At 67.9% G+C, this 15,838-nt stretch carries 15 protein-coding genes and 1 tRNA gene; 8 read left to right on the top strand and 8 right to left on the bottom strand.

Annotated elements, in window-relative coordinates; all coding sequences use genetic code 11:
• Positions 1-66: 66 nt before the first annotated feature.
• The 3 genes from VF522_RS02885 to VF522_RS02875 form a co-directional block, all read right to left on the bottom strand.
• On the bottom strand, positions 67-657 hold the full coding sequence (locus VF522_RS02885) for a DUF3501 family protein (protein WP_330906712.1): 591 nt from the start codon (positions 655-657) through the stop codon (positions 67-69).
• A 2-nt stretch (positions 658-659) separates the two neighbouring features.
• A complete protein-coding gene (locus VF522_RS02880; protein WP_330906711.1) occupies positions 660-2,009 on the bottom strand; it encodes a (Fe-S)-binding protein in 1,350 nt (449 codons plus the stop codon).
• Positions 2,010-2,090: 81 nt separating this feature from the next.
• Positions 2,091-2,513 carry a rubrerythrin family protein gene (locus VF522_RS02875; protein WP_330906710.1) on the bottom strand — a complete coding sequence of 141 codons (423 nt, stop codon included), beginning with the start codon at positions 2,511-2,513 and terminating at the stop codon, positions 2,091-2,093.
• Between the two features lie 245 nt (positions 2,514-2,758).
• On the opposite strand from VF522_RS02875, the gene VF522_RS02870 reads away from it, so the two are divergent.
• Genes VF522_RS02870 through VF522_RS02855 form a run of 4 tightly spaced genes read left to right on the top strand, consistent with a single transcriptional unit; the run spans position 2,759 to position 8,147 of the window.
• The gene (locus VF522_RS02870; protein WP_330906709.1) at positions 2,759-3,376 is read left to right on the top strand and encodes a VOC family protein; all 618 of its coding nucleotides are present in this window, start codon (positions 2,759-2,761) and stop codon (positions 3,374-3,376) included.
• Positions 3,377-3,393: 17 nt separating this feature from the next.
• Entirely contained in the window at positions 3,394-5,124 is a 1,731-nt protein-coding gene (locus VF522_RS02865; RefSeq protein ID WP_330906708.1) for an FAD-dependent oxidoreductase, read from the top strand.
• On the top strand, positions 5,121-5,309 hold the full coding sequence (locus tag VF522_RS02860) for a DUF2783 domain-containing protein (protein ID WP_330906707.1): 189 nt from the start codon (positions 5,121-5,123) through the stop codon (positions 5,307-5,309). Before VF522_RS02865 ends, VF522_RS02860 begins: the two co-directional genes overlap by 4 nt.
• Before the next feature lie 21 nt (positions 5,310-5,330).
• Positions 5,331-8,147: a valine--tRNA ligase gene (locus tag VF522_RS02855; protein WP_330906706.1), complete on the top strand. Its 2,817-nt coding sequence runs from the start codon at positions 5,331-5,333 to the stop codon at positions 8,145-8,147.
• A gap of 1 nt (position 8,148) precedes the next feature.
• Here VF522_RS02855 and VF522_RS02850 read toward each other — a convergent pair whose 3' ends face one another.
• On the bottom strand, positions 8,149-9,180 hold the full coding sequence (locus tag VF522_RS02850) for an NAD(P)-dependent oxidoreductase (RefSeq protein ID WP_330906705.1): 1,032 nt from the start codon (positions 9,178-9,180) through the stop codon (positions 8,149-8,151).
• 99 nt (positions 9,181-9,279) lie between these two features.
• On the opposite strand from VF522_RS02850, the gene galU reads away from it, so the two are divergent.
• Together galU and VF522_RS02840 are read left to right on the top strand one after the other, a co-directional pair.
• Positions 9,280-10,170, top strand: a complete 891-nt coding sequence (gene galU / locus VF522_RS02845; protein ID WP_330906704.1) for a UTP--glucose-1-phosphate uridylyltransferase GalU — start codon at positions 9,280-9,282, stop codon at positions 10,168-10,170.
• Complete coding sequence (locus VF522_RS02840) at positions 10,167-11,969, top strand: D-glucuronyl C5-epimerase family protein (RefSeq protein ID WP_330906703.1); 1,803 nt, start codon at positions 10,167-10,169, stop codon at positions 11,967-11,969. Before galU ends, VF522_RS02840 begins: the two co-directional genes overlap by 4 nt.
• 4 nt (positions 11,970-11,973) lie before the next feature.
• Here the strand turns inward: VF522_RS02840 and VF522_RS02835 are convergent, their stop codons facing one another.
• The 4 genes from VF522_RS02835 to cysM form a co-directional block, all read right to left on the bottom strand.
• Positions 11,974-12,819, bottom strand: a complete 846-nt coding sequence (locus VF522_RS02835) for a D-hexose-6-phosphate mutarotase (RefSeq protein ID WP_330906702.1) — start codon at positions 12,817-12,819, stop codon at positions 11,974-11,976.
• A gap of 11 nt (positions 12,820-12,830) precedes the next feature.
• Positions 12,831-13,058 carry a sulfurtransferase TusA family protein gene (locus VF522_RS02830; RefSeq protein ID WP_330906701.1) on the bottom strand — a complete coding sequence of 76 codons (228 nt, stop codon included), beginning with the start codon at positions 13,056-13,058 and terminating at the stop codon, positions 12,831-12,833.
• Positions 13,059-13,067: 9 nt separating this feature from the next.
• Positions 13,068-13,595 carry an NUDIX hydrolase gene (locus tag VF522_RS02825; RefSeq protein WP_330906700.1) on the bottom strand — a complete coding sequence of 176 codons (528 nt, stop codon included), beginning with the start codon at positions 13,593-13,595 and terminating at the stop codon, positions 13,068-13,070.
• A gap of 91 nt (positions 13,596-13,686) precedes the next feature.
• A complete protein-coding gene (gene cysM / locus VF522_RS02820) occupies positions 13,687-14,589 on the bottom strand; it encodes a cysteine synthase CysM (protein WP_330906699.1) in 903 nt (300 codons plus the stop codon).
• Between the two features lie 42 nt (positions 14,590-14,631).
• Here cysM and VF522_RS02815 point away from each other — a divergent pair.
• Both VF522_RS02815 and VF522_RS02810 read left to right on the top strand, forming a co-directional pair.
• A tRNA-Leu gene (locus tag VF522_RS02815) sits at positions 14,632-14,718 on the top strand.
• A 302-nt stretch (positions 14,719-15,020) separates the two neighbouring features.
• A partial coding sequence (locus VF522_RS02810; protein WP_330906698.1) for a glycosyltransferase occupies positions 15,021-15,838 on the top strand: 818 nt, incomplete at its 3' end.

Below are 15,838 nucleotides of genomic sequence, written 5' to 3'. Positions count from 1 at the left end.
CCGCCCTACGAACAGCCGGTGTCCCCCGTAGGTCGGTGGTGAGCCCGAAGGCGAACCCCGACGGATTCAGCGCAAGTCCCCCGCAAGCGAAGCGAGCGTCTCCGGCGCCAGCGCCACGTGCGCCGGATAGTGGGTGTGGTCGCACCCCAGCTTCACTCCCGCTCCCGCCTTCATCGCCGCCCGCATCGCCGGCGTGAACTCGAAGCGCAGGAAATGCACCGAGGACGTCTTCTCGTCGTTCTCCCGATCGAGGTCCTCGTCGGCGATCGCGTAGACGCGCTCGCGGCCTTCCACTTCCACGAACATCCGGTCTTCCACCCCGATCAGACGCGCCAGTTCGCGCCGGCGCTCGTTTTCGTCGGGGTACTCGATCAGCAGCGTCGCCTTCCAGTTGGCGCCGTCCGGCACCAGCGGGGCATAGGCATCGATCTCGGCCTGGATGCCCTCCTCCTCGAAGATCTTCTCGACGCGCAGCATCTCCTGGACCTGGTAGCGCATGGTCAGCTCGCTCTCGAACTGCACCCTGAGGTTCTCGCCCAGCGCCACGCTGCGCAACCTGCGGTGGGCGATGACGTCGCCCTGGTGCTGCTTGCGCCACTTCGCGTACGCCTCCAGCGTCATCAGGCTGTCGGCGGTGATCTTGCCCGTGAGTTGCATGGTCAAAGTCCGTAGGCGATACGCAGCAGGGAGATCGGATGTTCCAGTCGCGGCGCGCCGAGCGCGTTGCGGTCGAAACCCTGGGCGATGTGGTGGCCGCCCAGCGGGCAGTCCGAGCTGATGTAATCCGGCGCACCGCCGGCGGGATGCTCGGACATGCGCTTGAAGAGCGGCTTGCCGATCTTCATCGCCACCTCGTGATACGGCTTCTTCACGCCGAAGGTGCCGGCGTGCCCCGAGCAGCGCTCGTTGGTGTGCACCGTGGTGCCCGGCACCATCTTCAGCAGCTCCTCGGTCTTCTTGCCGATGTTCTGCACGCGCGTGTGGCAGGGCACGTGGTAGCTCACCTTGCCCAGCGGCTGCGGGAATTCGGTCTTGAGCAGGCCGTCGCGGCGGCGCGCCGCGAGGTATTCGAAGGGATCCCACATCGCTTCCTTGACGGCCTGCACGTCGGCATCGCCGGGGAACATCAGCGGGATCTCCTGCTTGAACATCAGCGTGCAGCTGGGCACCGCGGAGAGGATCGCGTAGCCCTCGCGCACGTAATTCATCAGCACGGGGATGTTCGCGGCGCGGCTCTCGTCCACCGACGCGAGGTCACCGAGCTCCAGCTTGGGCATGCCGCAGCACTTCTCCTTGTCGACGAGCACGTACGGGATGTCGTTGTGCGCCAGCACCTTCAGCAGGTCCAGGCCGATGCCCGGCTCGTTGTAGTTGACGTAGCAAGTGGAGAAGATCGCCACCTTGCCGGGCGTGCGCTCGCCGTCCTTCACCGGCCGTTCGGCCGACTTCGGCGCCGCCTTGCGGAACTTGCGCGTCGCCAGCGCCGGCAGCCAGGCGTTGCGGTCGACGTGCAGCGTGTTCTCCATCAGCGCGCGCATCGGCCTGGTCTGGTTCACCGCGTTGGCGGCCTGCACCACGATCGGGATGCCCGCGAACTGGCCATGCACGTCGGTGGATGAGAGGAACTTCGAGCCGAAGTCCACCCCGCCCTGCCTGAACTTGATCGCCTTGGCCCGCAGCATCGTGTGCGGGAAGTCCACGTTCCACTGGTGCGGCGGCACGTAGGGGCACTTGGTCATGTAGCAGAGGTCGCACAGGTAGCACTGGTCGACGACCTTCCAGTAGTCCTTCTTCTCGACGCCGTCGATCTCGCCCGTCCTGCCCTCGTCGACGAGGTCGAACAGCGTGGGAAAGGCGCCGCACAGGCCCACGCAGCGGCGGCAGCCGTGGCAGATGTCGAAGATGCGCTCGAGCTCCTTGAAGGCCGCGCCTTCGTCGTGGTACTCGGGCGACTGCCAGTCGATGGGGTGGCGGGTGGGCGCTTCGAGGCTGCCTTCGCGGACGGCCATCTTTTCTCCGTTCAGCGTTGAGTGTTCGGCGTTCAGGGAGGGGCGCTCAGCACGCTGAACGCCCAACGGTCAACGCTGAACTCAGTCGGCCAGTTCGTTCAGCGCCTTGGTATAGCGGTTCGCATGCGAGCGCTCCGCCTTGGCCAGCGTCTCGAACCAGTCGGCGATCTCGTCGAAGCCTTCCTGGCGCGCGGTCTTGGCCATGCCCGGGTACATGTCGGTGTACTCGTGCGTTTCACCGGCGACGGCAGCCTTCAGGTTGTCGCGGGTGCCGCCGATCGGCAGGCCGGTGGCCGGATCGCCGACCTGCTCCAGCCACTCGAGGTGGCCATGCGCGTGGCCGGTCTCGCCTTCGGCGGTGGAGCGGAACAGCGCCGCCACGTCGTTCTGGCCTTCCACGTCGGCCTTGTTCGCGAAATACAGGTAACGACGGTTGGCCTGCGACTCGCCCGCGAAGGCGGCCTTCAGGTTCTCTTCCGTCTTGGAGCCCTTGAGTGATGCCATCGATCTCTCCTTCAGTAGGTGGGAAACCTGCGCGCCCCGGCCGCGGCGCGGCCGAGGACGGTGCACAGCGTAGTGAGCCGCCGGGGCGCCGTCTAATAGCCCCACTCAATGCACCCTATCGCGTATGCCTATTGCAACGCGACAGTTGATAAGCATTGTCGAACACCCCTTCCGCCCCGCCTGCCCCAGCCGCGCGCATTACGCTACAGTAAACGCATTACGCATTGGTAAACCGAGGAGTCACCATGGCCGCCGTCCTGCAAGACACCAGCGCCCTGCCCGCGCCCGCCCCGATCCAGCAGCTGCACCACTACGCCTACAAGGCGAAGGACGCCGAGGAGACGCGCCACTTCTACGAGGACATCCTCGGCCTGCCCCTGTACCACATCATCCAGAGCGACGTCGTGCCGAGCACGGGCGAGTACTGCCCGTACACGCACTTCTTCTTCCGCCTGCAGGACGGCTCGTTCATCGCCTTCTTCGACCTCGGCGACGACTGCGCGGCCGAGCCCTCGCCCAACACGCCCAAGTGGGTGAACCACATCTCCTTTCGCGTGGACTCGATCGGCGACCTGGAAGCCATGAAGGCCCGCCTGGAGGCGCACGGCGTCGAGGTGCTGGGCATCACCGACCACCACATCTTCCACAGCATCTATTTCTTCGACCCGAACGGCATCCGGCTCGAGCTCACGGCCCAGCTCGCCGACGAGTTCCAGATGCTGCAGGAGAGCAGGACCGCCCATGCGCGGCTGGACGAGTGGACCGCGCGCAAGGAGCAGTGGCGCCAGGACCGCGCCGCCGGCAAGGTGGCGGCGCCGCTCAAGCCGCAGCAGAATGACCGACCCGAGTTCGTGAAGAAGTGACCTCGTCGGAGGAAGACATGGCGGATCCCTACGCCGAGACGGCGTACAGCAACGGCTACGAGTTCACCCAGGGCAGCGGCTACGAGCTGCCCGAATACCCGTTCACCGCTCCGCCGGAGATCGCCTCCGGCCAGGCCAGCCACCATCCGATCGTGATCGTGGGCGGCGGCATCACGGGATTGACCGTGGCCTGCGCCCTCGCGCAACTCGGCGTGCCGGCCGTGCTGCTGGACGAGGACAACACCGTGGGGGTGAAGGGCGCGTCCTCGCGCGGCATCTGCTACACGCAGAAGTCGCTGGAGATCTTCGAGCGCCTGGGCATCTACGACCGGATCGTCGCCAGGGGGATCGAGTGGAGCGTAGGTCGCACCTTCGCCGGCACCGACGAGGTCTATTCGTTCGACCTGAAGCAGCAGAACGCCTACAACCTGTCCACCCAGCCGCCCTTCATCAACATCCAGCAGTTCTACATCGAGGGCTACCTGGTCGAGCGCATCCACGCGCTCGGGAACGTGGAACTGCGCTGGAAGAACCGGGTCGCCGCCTTCGAGCAGGACCAGGAATGCGCGACCCTCACGGTGAGCACTCCGGCCGGCGACTACCGGCTGCGCGCCGATCACGTGATCGACGCCACCGGCTCGCACAGCCCCTTCCGCCAGTGGGTCGGCGCTTCGCTCACGGCGAAGAAGGGCGACGACCGCTGGTGCATCGCCGACGTGCGCTTCCGCAAGCAGGCGCCGCACGCCACCGAGCGCCACACCTGGATCGAAGCGCCGTTCAACGACAGCCGGGCCGTCTGGCAGCATCCGATGGGCGACCAGGTCTGGCGGATCGACTACCAGATGGCGCCCGACTGCGATCCTTCCGAGGTGAGCCGCGAGGAAGTGGTGCGGCAGCGCCTCGCAAAGCAGTTCGGCGCCGACGCCGACATCGAGATCGTGTGGGTCGGGCCCTATGCCTACCGCAGCGAGTGCGTGGACAGCATGCGCCACGGCCGCGTGTTCCTCATGGGCGACGCGGCCAAGGTGGTGAGCCCGTTCGGCGCGCGCGGCGGCAACACCGGCATCGCGGACGCCGACAACCTGGCCTGGAAGCTGGCGGCCGTGATGAAGGGGCGCGCCGCACCCACGCTGCTGGAGAGCTACAACGAGGAGCGGCACGAGGCGGCGCAGCAGAACGTGCTCGTCACCAATCGCACGACGCGCTTCCTGCGGCCGGCCACGCCCGTCGAGAAGCTGTTCCGCGACGCGGCGCTGGGCCTCGCGCGGCAGCACGTGTTCGCGCGGCAGTTCGTCAACACCGGCCGGATGGCGGTCGCCAACCCGTACACCCGCTCCAGCGCCTGCGAGCACGGCGGCGGGCAGTCGGTGCAGAACGTCGCCTTCGACTGGCCGGACGGCAAGCCGGGCACGGTCAACGACCTGCTGCGCTGGGCCGACGGCCGCCTGCTGCTGCTGGTGTTCGGCGCCGCCTCGGGCTCGGCCCTGCAGCGGCTGCAGAACCTGGCCGAGAGCGCCCCGGTGCGCTGCGTGCAGGTGCTCGGCCCGGACGACCCGGCCGGGGCGCTGGAGCACGTGCGCGATCCCAAGGGCCACCTGCAGGGTGCCTGCCACGTGTTCGGCCATGCCTGGGCGCTGGTCCGGCCGGACAGCTATGTCGCCGCCACGGGCGAAACCGTCGATGCCTCGCTGGTCCACGCCATCGGCCTGGCCCTCGGGACCCGGCTGGAAGAGGAGGAATCCACATGAAGACCAGCCTGAACCTGCCCGACGCCGACGGCTTCTACGAGCAGCTGCTGGATGCCCACCAGGGCTTGAGCGACCAGCAGTCGGCCCTGCTGAACGCCCGGCTGATCCTGCTGCTGGCCAACCAGGTCGGGGACGCCAGGGTGCTCAAGGAGTGCGTCGAAGCCGCGCGCGCCGTGCCGGAATAGGGTCACCGATAAAATCCCCGGGTGAGCACCCAACAACCCGGGCTGAACAGCCTCTCCAAATCCTTCGAGCCCGCCGCCATCGAGGCGAAGTGGGGCCCGCTGTGGGAACAGCGCGGCTACGCCCGCGCGGGCCATCGCGGCACCGGCGCGCCGGACACCGGCGAGCCCTCCTTCGCCATCCAGCTGCCGCCCCCGAACGTGACGGGCACCCTGCACATGGGCCACGCGTTCAACCAGACCATCATGGACAGCCTGACGCGCTACCACCGGATGCGCGGCTTCAACACGCTGTGGGTCCCCGGCACCGACCACGCCGGCATCGCGACCCAGATCGTGGTGGAGCGCCAGCTGCAGGAGCAGGGCACCAGCCGCCATGACCTCGGCCGCCCGGACTTCGTGAAGAAGGTCTGGGAATGGAAGGAGAAGTCCGGCAACACCATCACCACGCAGATGCGCCGCATGGGCGACAGCGTGGACTGGTCGCACGAGTACTTCACGATGGACGAGAAGCTCTCGAACATCGTGACCGAGACCTTCGTGCAGCTGTACCGGCAGGGGCTGGTCTACCGCGGCAAGCGGCTGGTCAACTGGGATCCGGAACTGAAGACCGCCGTGTCCGACCTCGAAGTGGAGAGCGAGGAGGAGGACGGCTTCCTCTGGCACATCCGCTACGAGCTGTCCGACGGCTCCGGCCACCTGACGGTCGCGACGACGCGGCCCGAGACCATGCTGGGCGACGTCGCCGTGATGGTCCATCCGGAAGACGAACGCTACCGGCACGTGATCGGCCGGACGGTGCGCCTGCCGCTGTGCGACCGCGAGATCCCGGTCATCGCCGACGAATACGTGGACCGTGCCTTCGGCACCGGCGTGGTCAAGGTGACGCCCGCGCACGACGCCAACGACTACGCGGTGGGCCAGCGCCACCAGCTGCCGATCATCGGCGTGCTGACCCTCGACGCGAAGATCAACGACAACGGCCCGGCCGCCTACCGCGGCATGGACCGCTTCGAGGCGCGCAAGAAGGTCGTCGCCGACCTGCAGGCGCTGGGCCTGCTGGAGGAGACGAAGAAGCACAAGCTGATGGTGCCGCGCTGCGCCCGCACGGGCCAGGTGATCGAGCCCATGCTCACGGACCAGTGGTTCGTGGCGATGACCAAGGTGAGCGAGCAGGACCCGACCGGCAAGTCGATCGCGCAGAAGGCGATCGACGCGGTGCAATCGGGCGCCGTGCGCTTCGTGCCCGAGAACTGGGTCAACACCTACAACCAGTGGATGAACAACATCCAGGACTGGTGCATCTCGCGCCAGCTCTGGTGGGGCCACCAGATCCCGGCCTGGTACGACGAGCAGGGCGAGGTGTACGTCGCCGCCTCGGAAGCCGAGGCGCAGGCGCAGGCGCCCGGCAAGAAGCTGCGGCGCGACGCCGACGTGCTCGACACCTGGTATTCGTCCGCCCTGGTGCCCTTCTCCACCCTGGGCTGGCCGGAGAAGACGCAGGACATGGACCTGTACCTGCCGTCCACCGTGCTGGTGACCGGCTACGACATCATCTTCTTCTGGGTCGCCCGGATGATCATGATGACGACCCACTTCACCGGCCAGGTGCCGTTCCGCCACGTCTACATCCACGGCCTGGTGCGCGACTCGCACGGCAAGAAGATGAGCAAGTCGGAAGGCAACGTGCTCGATCCCGTGGACCTGATCGACGGCATCGCCCTCCCCCCGCTGCTGGAGAAACGCACCACCGGCCTGCGCAAGCCGGAGACGGCGCCGCAGGTGCGCAGGAACACCGAGAAGGAATTCCCCGAAGGCATCCCGGCCTACGGCGCCGACGCGCTGCGCTTCACCTTCGCCGCGCTGGCCACGCTGGGCCGCTCGATCAACTTCGACGCCAAGCGCTGCGAGGGCTACCGCAACTTCTGCAACAAGCTCTGGAACGCCACGCGCTTCGTGCTGATGAATTGCGAGGGCCACGACCTCGCCGGGCAGGACGCGACGCTCACCGCCGCCGACCGCTGGATCATCTCGCTGCTGCAGAAGGCCGAGGCCGACGTCGCCAAGGGCTTCGCCGAGTACCGCCTCGACAACGTCGCCAACACCATCTACCAGTTCGTCTGGGACGAGTATTGCGACTGGTACCTGGAGATCGCCAAGGTGCAGATCCAGGTCGGCGACGCCGCGCAGCAGCGCGGCACCCGCCGCACGCTGATCCGCGTGCTGGAAGCGATCCTGCGCCTCGCGCACCCGGTGATCCCCTTCATCACCGAGGAGCTGTGGCAGAGGGTGGCGCCGGTGGCCGGCAAGACCGGCGAATCGATCGGTGTCGCGCCCTACCCGCAGGCCCATGCGGCCAACATCGATGCCGGCGCCGAAGCCTGGATGGCCAAGCTGAAGTCGGTGGTGGATGCCTGCCGCAACCTGCGCGGCGAGATGAACGTCTCGCCCGGCACCCGCCTGCCCGCCTACGTGGTCGGCGACGCCGCGTTCATCCGCGAAGCCGCGCCGGTGCTGCAGGCCCTCGCCAAGCTGAGCGAAGTGCGCGTGTTCGACGACGAAGCCTCGTGGTCCGCCGCGGCCCAGGCGGCGCCGGTCGCGGTCGCGGGCGATGCGCGCCTGTGCCTGTACATGGAGATCGACGTCGCCGCGGAAAAGGTGCGCCTCGCCAGGGAGGAGAAGCGCCTCGAAACGGAACTCGCCAAGGCGAACGGCAAGCTGTCGAACGAGGCCTTCGTCGCCAAGGCGCCGCCCGCGGTGATCGAGCAGGAGCGCAAGCGCATCGCCGACTTCGCGGCGGCCCTGGAAAAGATCAAGGCGCAGCTGCAGCGCCTGGGCTGATTCAGTTCGGGTCGCCCGCCAGCGGGAACGGCCTCGACAGGGGGGCCGGCTCGCTGTCGGGAGGCACCGAATCGAGCCCGGCCGGCATGCTCAGGATCGAGTCGAATCCGGAATGGCGCGGGCCCATCAGCGTCTCGTGCAGGCGCTGCGCCACGTACCAGCTGGCCCGCACCCTCGACTCGCGTGTCAGCGAGGCCACGCGCGGCGTGAGGAACAGGTTGCCCAGGCCGTGCAAGGGGCTGTCGGCCGAGGCGAAGCCCGGTTCGGCGCCATCGAACATCGCAGCCTCGATGCGGCCGTCGGTGAGCGCGCGCGCGAACGCGTGGGGCTCGAACAGGGCCGAGCGCGTGGTGCCGACCCAGAGCTGTCCCTTGCGGCAATGCGTCAGCACGTTCTCGTCGATGAAGTGCTCGTAGCGCGAGGAGTAGAGCACCTGCACGGAGACCGCATCGGCCTTCGCCAGGAGTTCGGACAGCTTCACCGGCTGGATCTTCAACCGCTCCCAGGTGGATGCGGTGTGGTGAACCGCGGGGTCGTAGCCGATCAACCTGGCGCCCAGCATGTCGAGCAGCATCGCGAGCGCCTGCCCGGACGGGGCCAGCCCCAGGATGCCGATCGTGCTGCCATGCAGTTCGCGGCCCACCGCGCCGGTCGCGTGCCGCTCGCCGCGCAGGGTGGCGCCGATGCCGCGGCGAAGCAGCAGCAGCAGGCCGGCCAGCAGGTATTCGGCGTTGGACCGCACGTGCGCGTTGATCGGCTGGATCACGCGCACCTTGCGATCGCGGCACGCTTGCAGATCGGTGTTGTCGGTGCCGATGTGCATGCGGGCGACGGCCCGCAGCACCGGGGCGAAATCGAGGAACTCCCGCGTGACCACCAGTTTGCGCGGGAGCACCACGGTCTGCACGTTGTACAGGTGCTTGCGCAGCTCCACCGGATCGGCGGCGAGCTCGGGCCGGTAGGCCACCTGGTGCCGGGCCTCCAGCCAGGCACGCGCCTCCGGGACCAGCCGCTCGAGCAGGAGAATTTCCAAATCAGGCCTTCGTTGCCTTCGCCACCGGGGCCGCTTCCTCGCTACAACACGGTCCCGCCCTCTTGCTGCACACTTTAGCCCCAACATGACAGGTGGTCGATGAAAAAGTACACACGCGTCACCAAAGCCGTCTTCCCGGTCGCCGGCCTGGGCACGCGCTTCCTGCCGGCGACCAAGGCGCAGCCGAAGGAGATGCTGCCGATCGTCGACAAGCCCCTGATCCAGTACGCGGTGGAAGAAGCCTACGAGGCCGGCATCCGCCACATGATCTTCGTCACGGGCCGCAACAAGCGGGCCATCGAGGACCACTTCGACACGGCATACGAGCTGGAAAGCGAGCTGCAATCCAGCGGCAAGGAGGAACTGCTGTCGCTGGTGCGCACGCTGGCCCCGGCCGACATGGACTGCTCCTACGTGCGGCAGCCGCGCTCGCTGGGCCTCGGGCATGCGGTGCTGTGTGCCCGCCACATCGTGCGCGACGATCCCTTCGCGGTGCTGCTCGCCGACGACCTGATGACGGGCAACGAGGGCGGCCCGGGCGTGCTGGCGCAGATGGTGGAGGTGTTCCGCGAGGTGCAGACCTCCGTGCTCGCCGTCCAGGAGGTGCCCCTCGAACACGTGAAGCGCTATGGCATCGTGGCCGGCGAGCCCGCCGGCGACCGCCTGGTGAAGGTGCAGCAGATGGTGGAGAAACCGTCGCCGGAGAAGGCGCCTTCGCGCATGGGCGTGGCCGGGCGCTACGTTCTGACGCCCGCGGTGTTCGACCGCATCGAGAACCAGCCGCGCGGCAGCGGCGGCGAGATCCAGCTCACCGACGGCATCGCGCAGCTGATCGCGTCCGAAGGCGTGCACGCCTACCTGTACGAAGGCCGGCGTTTCGACTGCGGCAGCAAGGCCGGCTTCCTGGAAGCGACGGTCGAATTCGCGCTGAAGCATCCGGAGGTCGGCGCCGACTTCCGCGAGTTCCTGGAGAACCTCTCCTTGCATTGACGAGAGCTCCGGCGGCGAACGGGTCCCCGGGGTCGCGTACAGTTCAGGTCGATGGCCGGGCTCGGCCGGGAAACGTCGACCGAATGCCATTTCAATCCCTGCGCGCTTTCGCCTGCGCTCTTGCCTGTTGCATCGCCAGTGCCGGTTTCGCGGCGCCTTCGATGCCCGCCAATCACTGGATCGGTCCGAGGATCACGCCGCAGGTCTACCTGGAAAGCAATGCCGGCCTGTACGTGCTGGACGAGGGCGGCGTCCTCGTCACGCTGTACCGCGATCGCCCAGGGCAAGCCGGCCCGCGACGGGAATACAACCCGGCCTTCATCGCGAACTTTGCCCTCTCGGGTTGCCGCACCTTCGTCGAGAAGGGCGACGAGCAGGCGCTGGCGAGTGCGCGCAAACAGCTCGACTGGCTGCTCGCGCACGGGGCGAAACTGCGCTGGCAAGGGATCGAGGCGCGGATGTACCCATATACCTTCGAATGGGTGAAGTTCAAGTTGCGCGCGCCATGGGTTTCGGCCTTTGCGCAGTCCCTGGTCGGCGCGGCCCTGGCTTGTGGAGCCGACGCCACCGGCTCGCGCGAATATCTTGCCGGCGCGCGCCTTGCATACAACGGCCTGCGTATTCCGGTCGCCGCCGGCGGCGTCACGCTGTTCGGCAGCGACTCTGCCTGGTTCGAGGAAGCCGCCAAGGCGGGCGTCCCTCCGATCCGGATCCTCAACGGCCACATGACCGCGGCGGAAGGCCTGCGCAATTTCATCACCTGGCGGCCCGACGCCGTGTACCAGCGGCTTTGGGACCAGCACGTGAATGCGGTCGAGGAAAACCTGCGCCTGTTCGACGCCGGGTACCTGAGCTATTACGCCCAATATCCGGTCGGCCATCGCGAGGAATGGGAGCCTTCCGGGCGGGTGGGCTACAACGCGGTGCACGTGATCCAGCTCGCCAACCTGTACGAACTCACGCGCCGGCCGATGTTCCTGGACTTTGCCCTGCGCTTCGCCCAGTACGAAACGCCCGATCTGGGCATCGCCACGAAGGGTTCCGCGGCCCCGCAATCGAACGGCCCCGACCGGCTCAACATGGTGATGGGCAACGATTACTGGTCGCATGGCGAGTTCCCGACCTGGGTGCGCGTGGACATGGGCGATGCCTTCACCGTCAAGGGACTCCACATCGTGGCCCACACCGCCCGAGCGGCGCCGCGCAAGTTCTTCGTGGAGGCTTCCACGAACGACCGAAAGTACCAGCGGGTCGCCGAGGTCACCGACAACCGATCCGAACGCATCCTGGTCAGCTGGGCGCCGGTGCGTGCCCGCTACCTGCGGGTGGTGATCCAGGCGGACAACGGCAACGAGAACACCGCGATCAAGGGTGTCTACCCGGTGCGGCTGGAACCTTACGGGGCCGTCGTGGCGGATCCTGCCAGCATGTCGACGAACAACATGCCCGCGCTCGCGCTCGGCCCGCAGGGGTGGCGAGCGGGCCCTTCCGGTTGGATCGTGTTCCGGCGCGACTCGCTGCCATCCGGCGTGAAATTCATCGACTTCGGTTCGGCAACCGCGGTGGAAGCCTTCGTTGCCGGGGCAGCGGATGCCGCCGGCCTGGACAAGGCGGCCGAGAAGCGGATTGCGTGTTCGGCCGCGCCGTGCAGCTTCCCATTGGACGATGTGTCCCCCGAAACGGGAACGTTCGTGCGGGTGCGATGGAGGATCATCGGCGCCACGGGACCAGTGAACCTGCGGCTGCGCTGCAGCACCTCGTGGTGGGCGCGGATGTTTGCGGGTACCTGCGCCGGCTGAAGGCCTAGGAGCCCGGTTCGCGGCTGGCCAGCTCCAGCCGCTGCAGCCCGCGCCACGTCTTGCCCGGCGCGAGTTCCACCGGGTGGGCGGCCGCGGCCTCGATGCACAGCATGCGCAGCCAGTCCTGCGCCGGCATGTCGCCCAGCCGGACGGCCTTGTCCGGTCCGGGGTTCCACACCACGGTGTCCGGGAAGCCGCGCTGCAGGATGCGCCGCGGCGGCATGCCGCCGCCTTCCAGTGCCAGCGCTTCCGGCACGTCGCGATAGACGCGGTCGATTTCGCCAGGGAAGCCGAGCGTCGCGGCGCCTTCCTGTTTCAGCGCGAGGCCATCGAGCGCGTCTTCATAGGCCTGACCCTGCAGGCCGCGGACGTTCGCAGTGCGCACGTCCTGCATCGCGAGGTAGGTGTGGATCGCCGCCGTGAACGCGAAAGCGGCCCGCCCGGTGTTCGCCGCCTCCAGCTGGAGTTCGATCCAGCCCGGTCCCATCCGAACCACCAGCACCAGGGTGAAAGCATGCTCCCAGCGCATGGAAGCCGCCGTGGAGTCCAGCTGCAGGCTGGCCTGGGCGACCTCCGCGTCGGACGCAGAAGGACTGAGCAGCTCCCACCGGCTGGTGCGGGCGAAGCCGTGCTTGGGCAGCGGCCCGCGATCGGAGAACTGGGGAAAGCAGATGGGCGCGCCGCCGCGCAGCGCCTTGCCCGCGGCCGGCGCCGACAAGGGACTGCGGTAGATCTGTTCGCGGTCGCCCGCGGGCTGCCAGGAAAGCAGCTGGCCGCCATGCAGGCTCACCCGGGCGCTGTCGCCGGCGCGGTTGCGCAGCAGGACCCGTGCGTCGTCGGCCGCGGTCACCGGCTGCCCGCTCAGCGCCGCTTCAGGACGTGGATGTAATCCTCGCCGACGGTCTGCTGCTCGACCAGCTCGTTGCCGGTCTGCTTGCAGAAGGCCTGGAAGTCGCGCAGGGAACCGCTGTCGGTGGAGACCACCTTGAGCAGCTGGCCGCTCTGCATGTCGGTCAGCGCCTTCTTGGCCTTGAGGATGGGCAAGGGGCAATTGAGCCCGCGGGTGTCGATTTCCTTGTCGATCTGCATGACTTCTCCTCAGCGGGCCACCGGCTCCATGAACTGCGGCTCGAAGCCGCGGCCGCGCAGCCAGTCGGCCAGCGCGTAACCCGTGCCCGCCGGCCAGCAGCGGACCTGTTCATAGGCGAAGAGCCGGTAGTCCACGAGTTCGGGCGAGAGCTTCACCTCGCCTTCGCACACGGCATGGTAGGCGATGATCACCTGGTTCATGCGCTGGAAGTCGTAGACCCCGATCAGGTCCAGCGACGTCGCGCGCAGGTTCGTTTCCTCGGCGATCTCGCGCGCGATGCCGTCCTGCGGCGTCTCGCCGGCTTCCATGAAGCCGGTGATCAGCGCGTACATCTTGTGCGTCCAGGCGGCGTTGCGGGCCAGCAGGATCCGGTCCTGGTACTGGACGACCGCGGCGAGCACCGGCGTCGGGTTGTTCCAGTGCGTCCAGCCGCAGGCGGGGCAGCGCAGCCGCTGCTTCTCGCCTCCGTCTTCCTGCTGCGCGATCCACGCGAGCGGCGTGGCGCACTGCGGGCAGAACCTGTACTCCGCCTGCATCAGGAACCTCCCCCAGGCTTGCCGCTGCGCGGCAGCGCCTCCCCCCTCCGCAAGCGGAGGGGGCGAGCACCTTCGGGCGGCCGTGCGGCGCTCACGCGGGGAACACCCCCGTCGAGAGATAACGGTCGCCGCGGTCGCACACGACGAACACGATGGTCGCGTTCTCGACCTGCTGCGCGACCTGCAGGGCGACCCATAGCGCGCCCGCCGACGAGATGCCACCGAAGATGCCTTCCTCGCGCGCCAGCCGGCGGCACATCTCCTCGGCTTCGTCCTGGCTCACGTAGATGAGCTCGTCGACCGTGCTCGGGTCGTAGATCTTCGGCAGGTATTCCTGCGGCCACTTGCGGATGCCGGGGATGCGGGAGCCTTCGTTGGGCTGCGCGCCGACGATGCGGATCGCCGGATTCCTTTCCTTTAGGAAGCGCGAGACCCCCGTGATGGTGCCCGTCGTGCCCATCGCGCTCACGAAGTGCGTGATGCGGCCCTGCGTCTGGTCCCACAGCTCGGGGCCGGTGGTCTCGTAGTGGATGCGCGGGTTGTCGCCGTTGGCGAACTGGTCGAGCACGCGGCCCTTGCCCTCGCGCTGCATGTTCTCGGCGAGGTCGCGCGCGTACTCCATGCCGCCGCTCTTGGGCGTGAGGACGAGCTCGGCGCCGAACGCCTTCATGGTCTGCGCGCGCTCGACCGAGAGGTCCTCCGGCATGATGAGCACCATGCGGTAGCCCCGGACCGCGGCGGCCATGGCCAGCGCGATGCCGGTGTTGCCCGAAGTGGCCTCGATCAGCGTGTCGCCCGGCTTGATCTCGCCGCGCTCCTCGGCCCGCTTGATCATGGAAAGCGCCGGCCGGTCCTTCACCGAACCGGCGGGGTTGTTGCCTTCCAGCTTGCCGAGGATCACGTTGCCGCGCTTCGCGTTCCCGGCCGTGCCGATCCTTTGCAGCTGCACCAGCGGCGTGCGTCCGATCGCGTCCTCGATGGTCGGATAGTTCATGCGGGCTACTGTGCCATAATTTTTCCTTGCATCTTCCCCGCTGCCGGAGTGGCGAAATCGGTAGACGCAGCAGATTCAAAATCTGCCGGTGGCAACACCGTCCCGGTTCGATTCCGGGCTCCGGCACCAAGGACTTACCCGCGACCAGCATCGCGCGGCATCGGTTTCGTCCCCCAAACGCGCCGACTTGCGGCACATTCGCTCCCTCGCCTTCAGCAAGGGAGGACACGAATGCGCGCCGCCGCCCTCGATCCGTCGAGCAGTTCCAAGGTCGAGCAGGTCACTCATGGAGCATCACCGTCTCCCACGAGTGGTGGATGGCACGCGCGCGCACCGCGACGTAGATTGGGCAGACTGCAGGAACGGCGCACGCGAAAGCCGTGCATCTTTTCCCTGGTCACCGCTCGCGAAAGGGCCTCCCGATGCACTCGATGAGCTCCGCCCTGACCCTCGCGCTCACGCTGTTCGTGTCGCTCGCGCTCGCGCAGGCCCTCGTGCTCAGCGCATCCAAGCATGGCCAGTTCACCATGGACCTGCCGAGCGGGGTGCAGAAGTTCCATTCGGCGCCGACGCCGCGCGTCGGCGGCATCGCGATCTACGTCGCGCTCACCGTCGCCTGGGTGCTGCTGCCCGGCGCGGCGGAACGCAAGATGCTCTCCACCGTGGTGCTCGCCGGCATGCCCGCCCTCCTGGTGGGACTGGCCGAAGACGTCACGAAGCGCGTGTCGGTGCGCACCCGCCTGCTCGTGACGATGGGCAGCGGCGGGCTCGCCGCGCTGCTCACCGGCATCGGCCTCACGCGCGTGGACATCCCGCCGGCGGACCTGCTGCTGTCGATCTGGCCGCTCGCCGTGCTGTTCACGGCGTTCGCCGTCGGCGGCGTGGCCAACGCGTTCAACATCATCGACGGCTTCCACGGCCTGTCGAGCGGGACGCTGATCATCTCCTCGCTGGCGCTCGCCGCGATCGCGCAGTCGGTCGGCGACACGCCGCTCGCCGTCGTCGCACTGGCGCTGGCCGCGGCGGTCGGCGGCTTCTGGCTGGTGAACTTCCCCTGGGGCAAGCTGTTCCTGGGCGACGGCGGCGCCTATTTCGCGGGCTTCGCATTGGCCTGGCTGTCGGTCGAAGTGCTGGCGCGCAATCCGCAGGTGTCGCCGTGGGCAAGCGTGCTGATCTGCGGCTACCCGACGATCGAGGTGGTCTACAGCATCTTCCGCCGCCGGCGCGCGCACCGTTCGCCCGGCGATCC

The sequence above is a fragment of the Ramlibacter sp. genome (assembly GCF_036383835.1).
Classification (GTDB): Bacteria; Pseudomonadota; Gammaproteobacteria; order Burkholderiales; family Burkholderiaceae_C; genus Ramlibacter.
The sequence above is the reverse complement of the archived record's forward strand: the minus strand, read 5'-3'. Positions and strand labels throughout refer to the sequence as shown.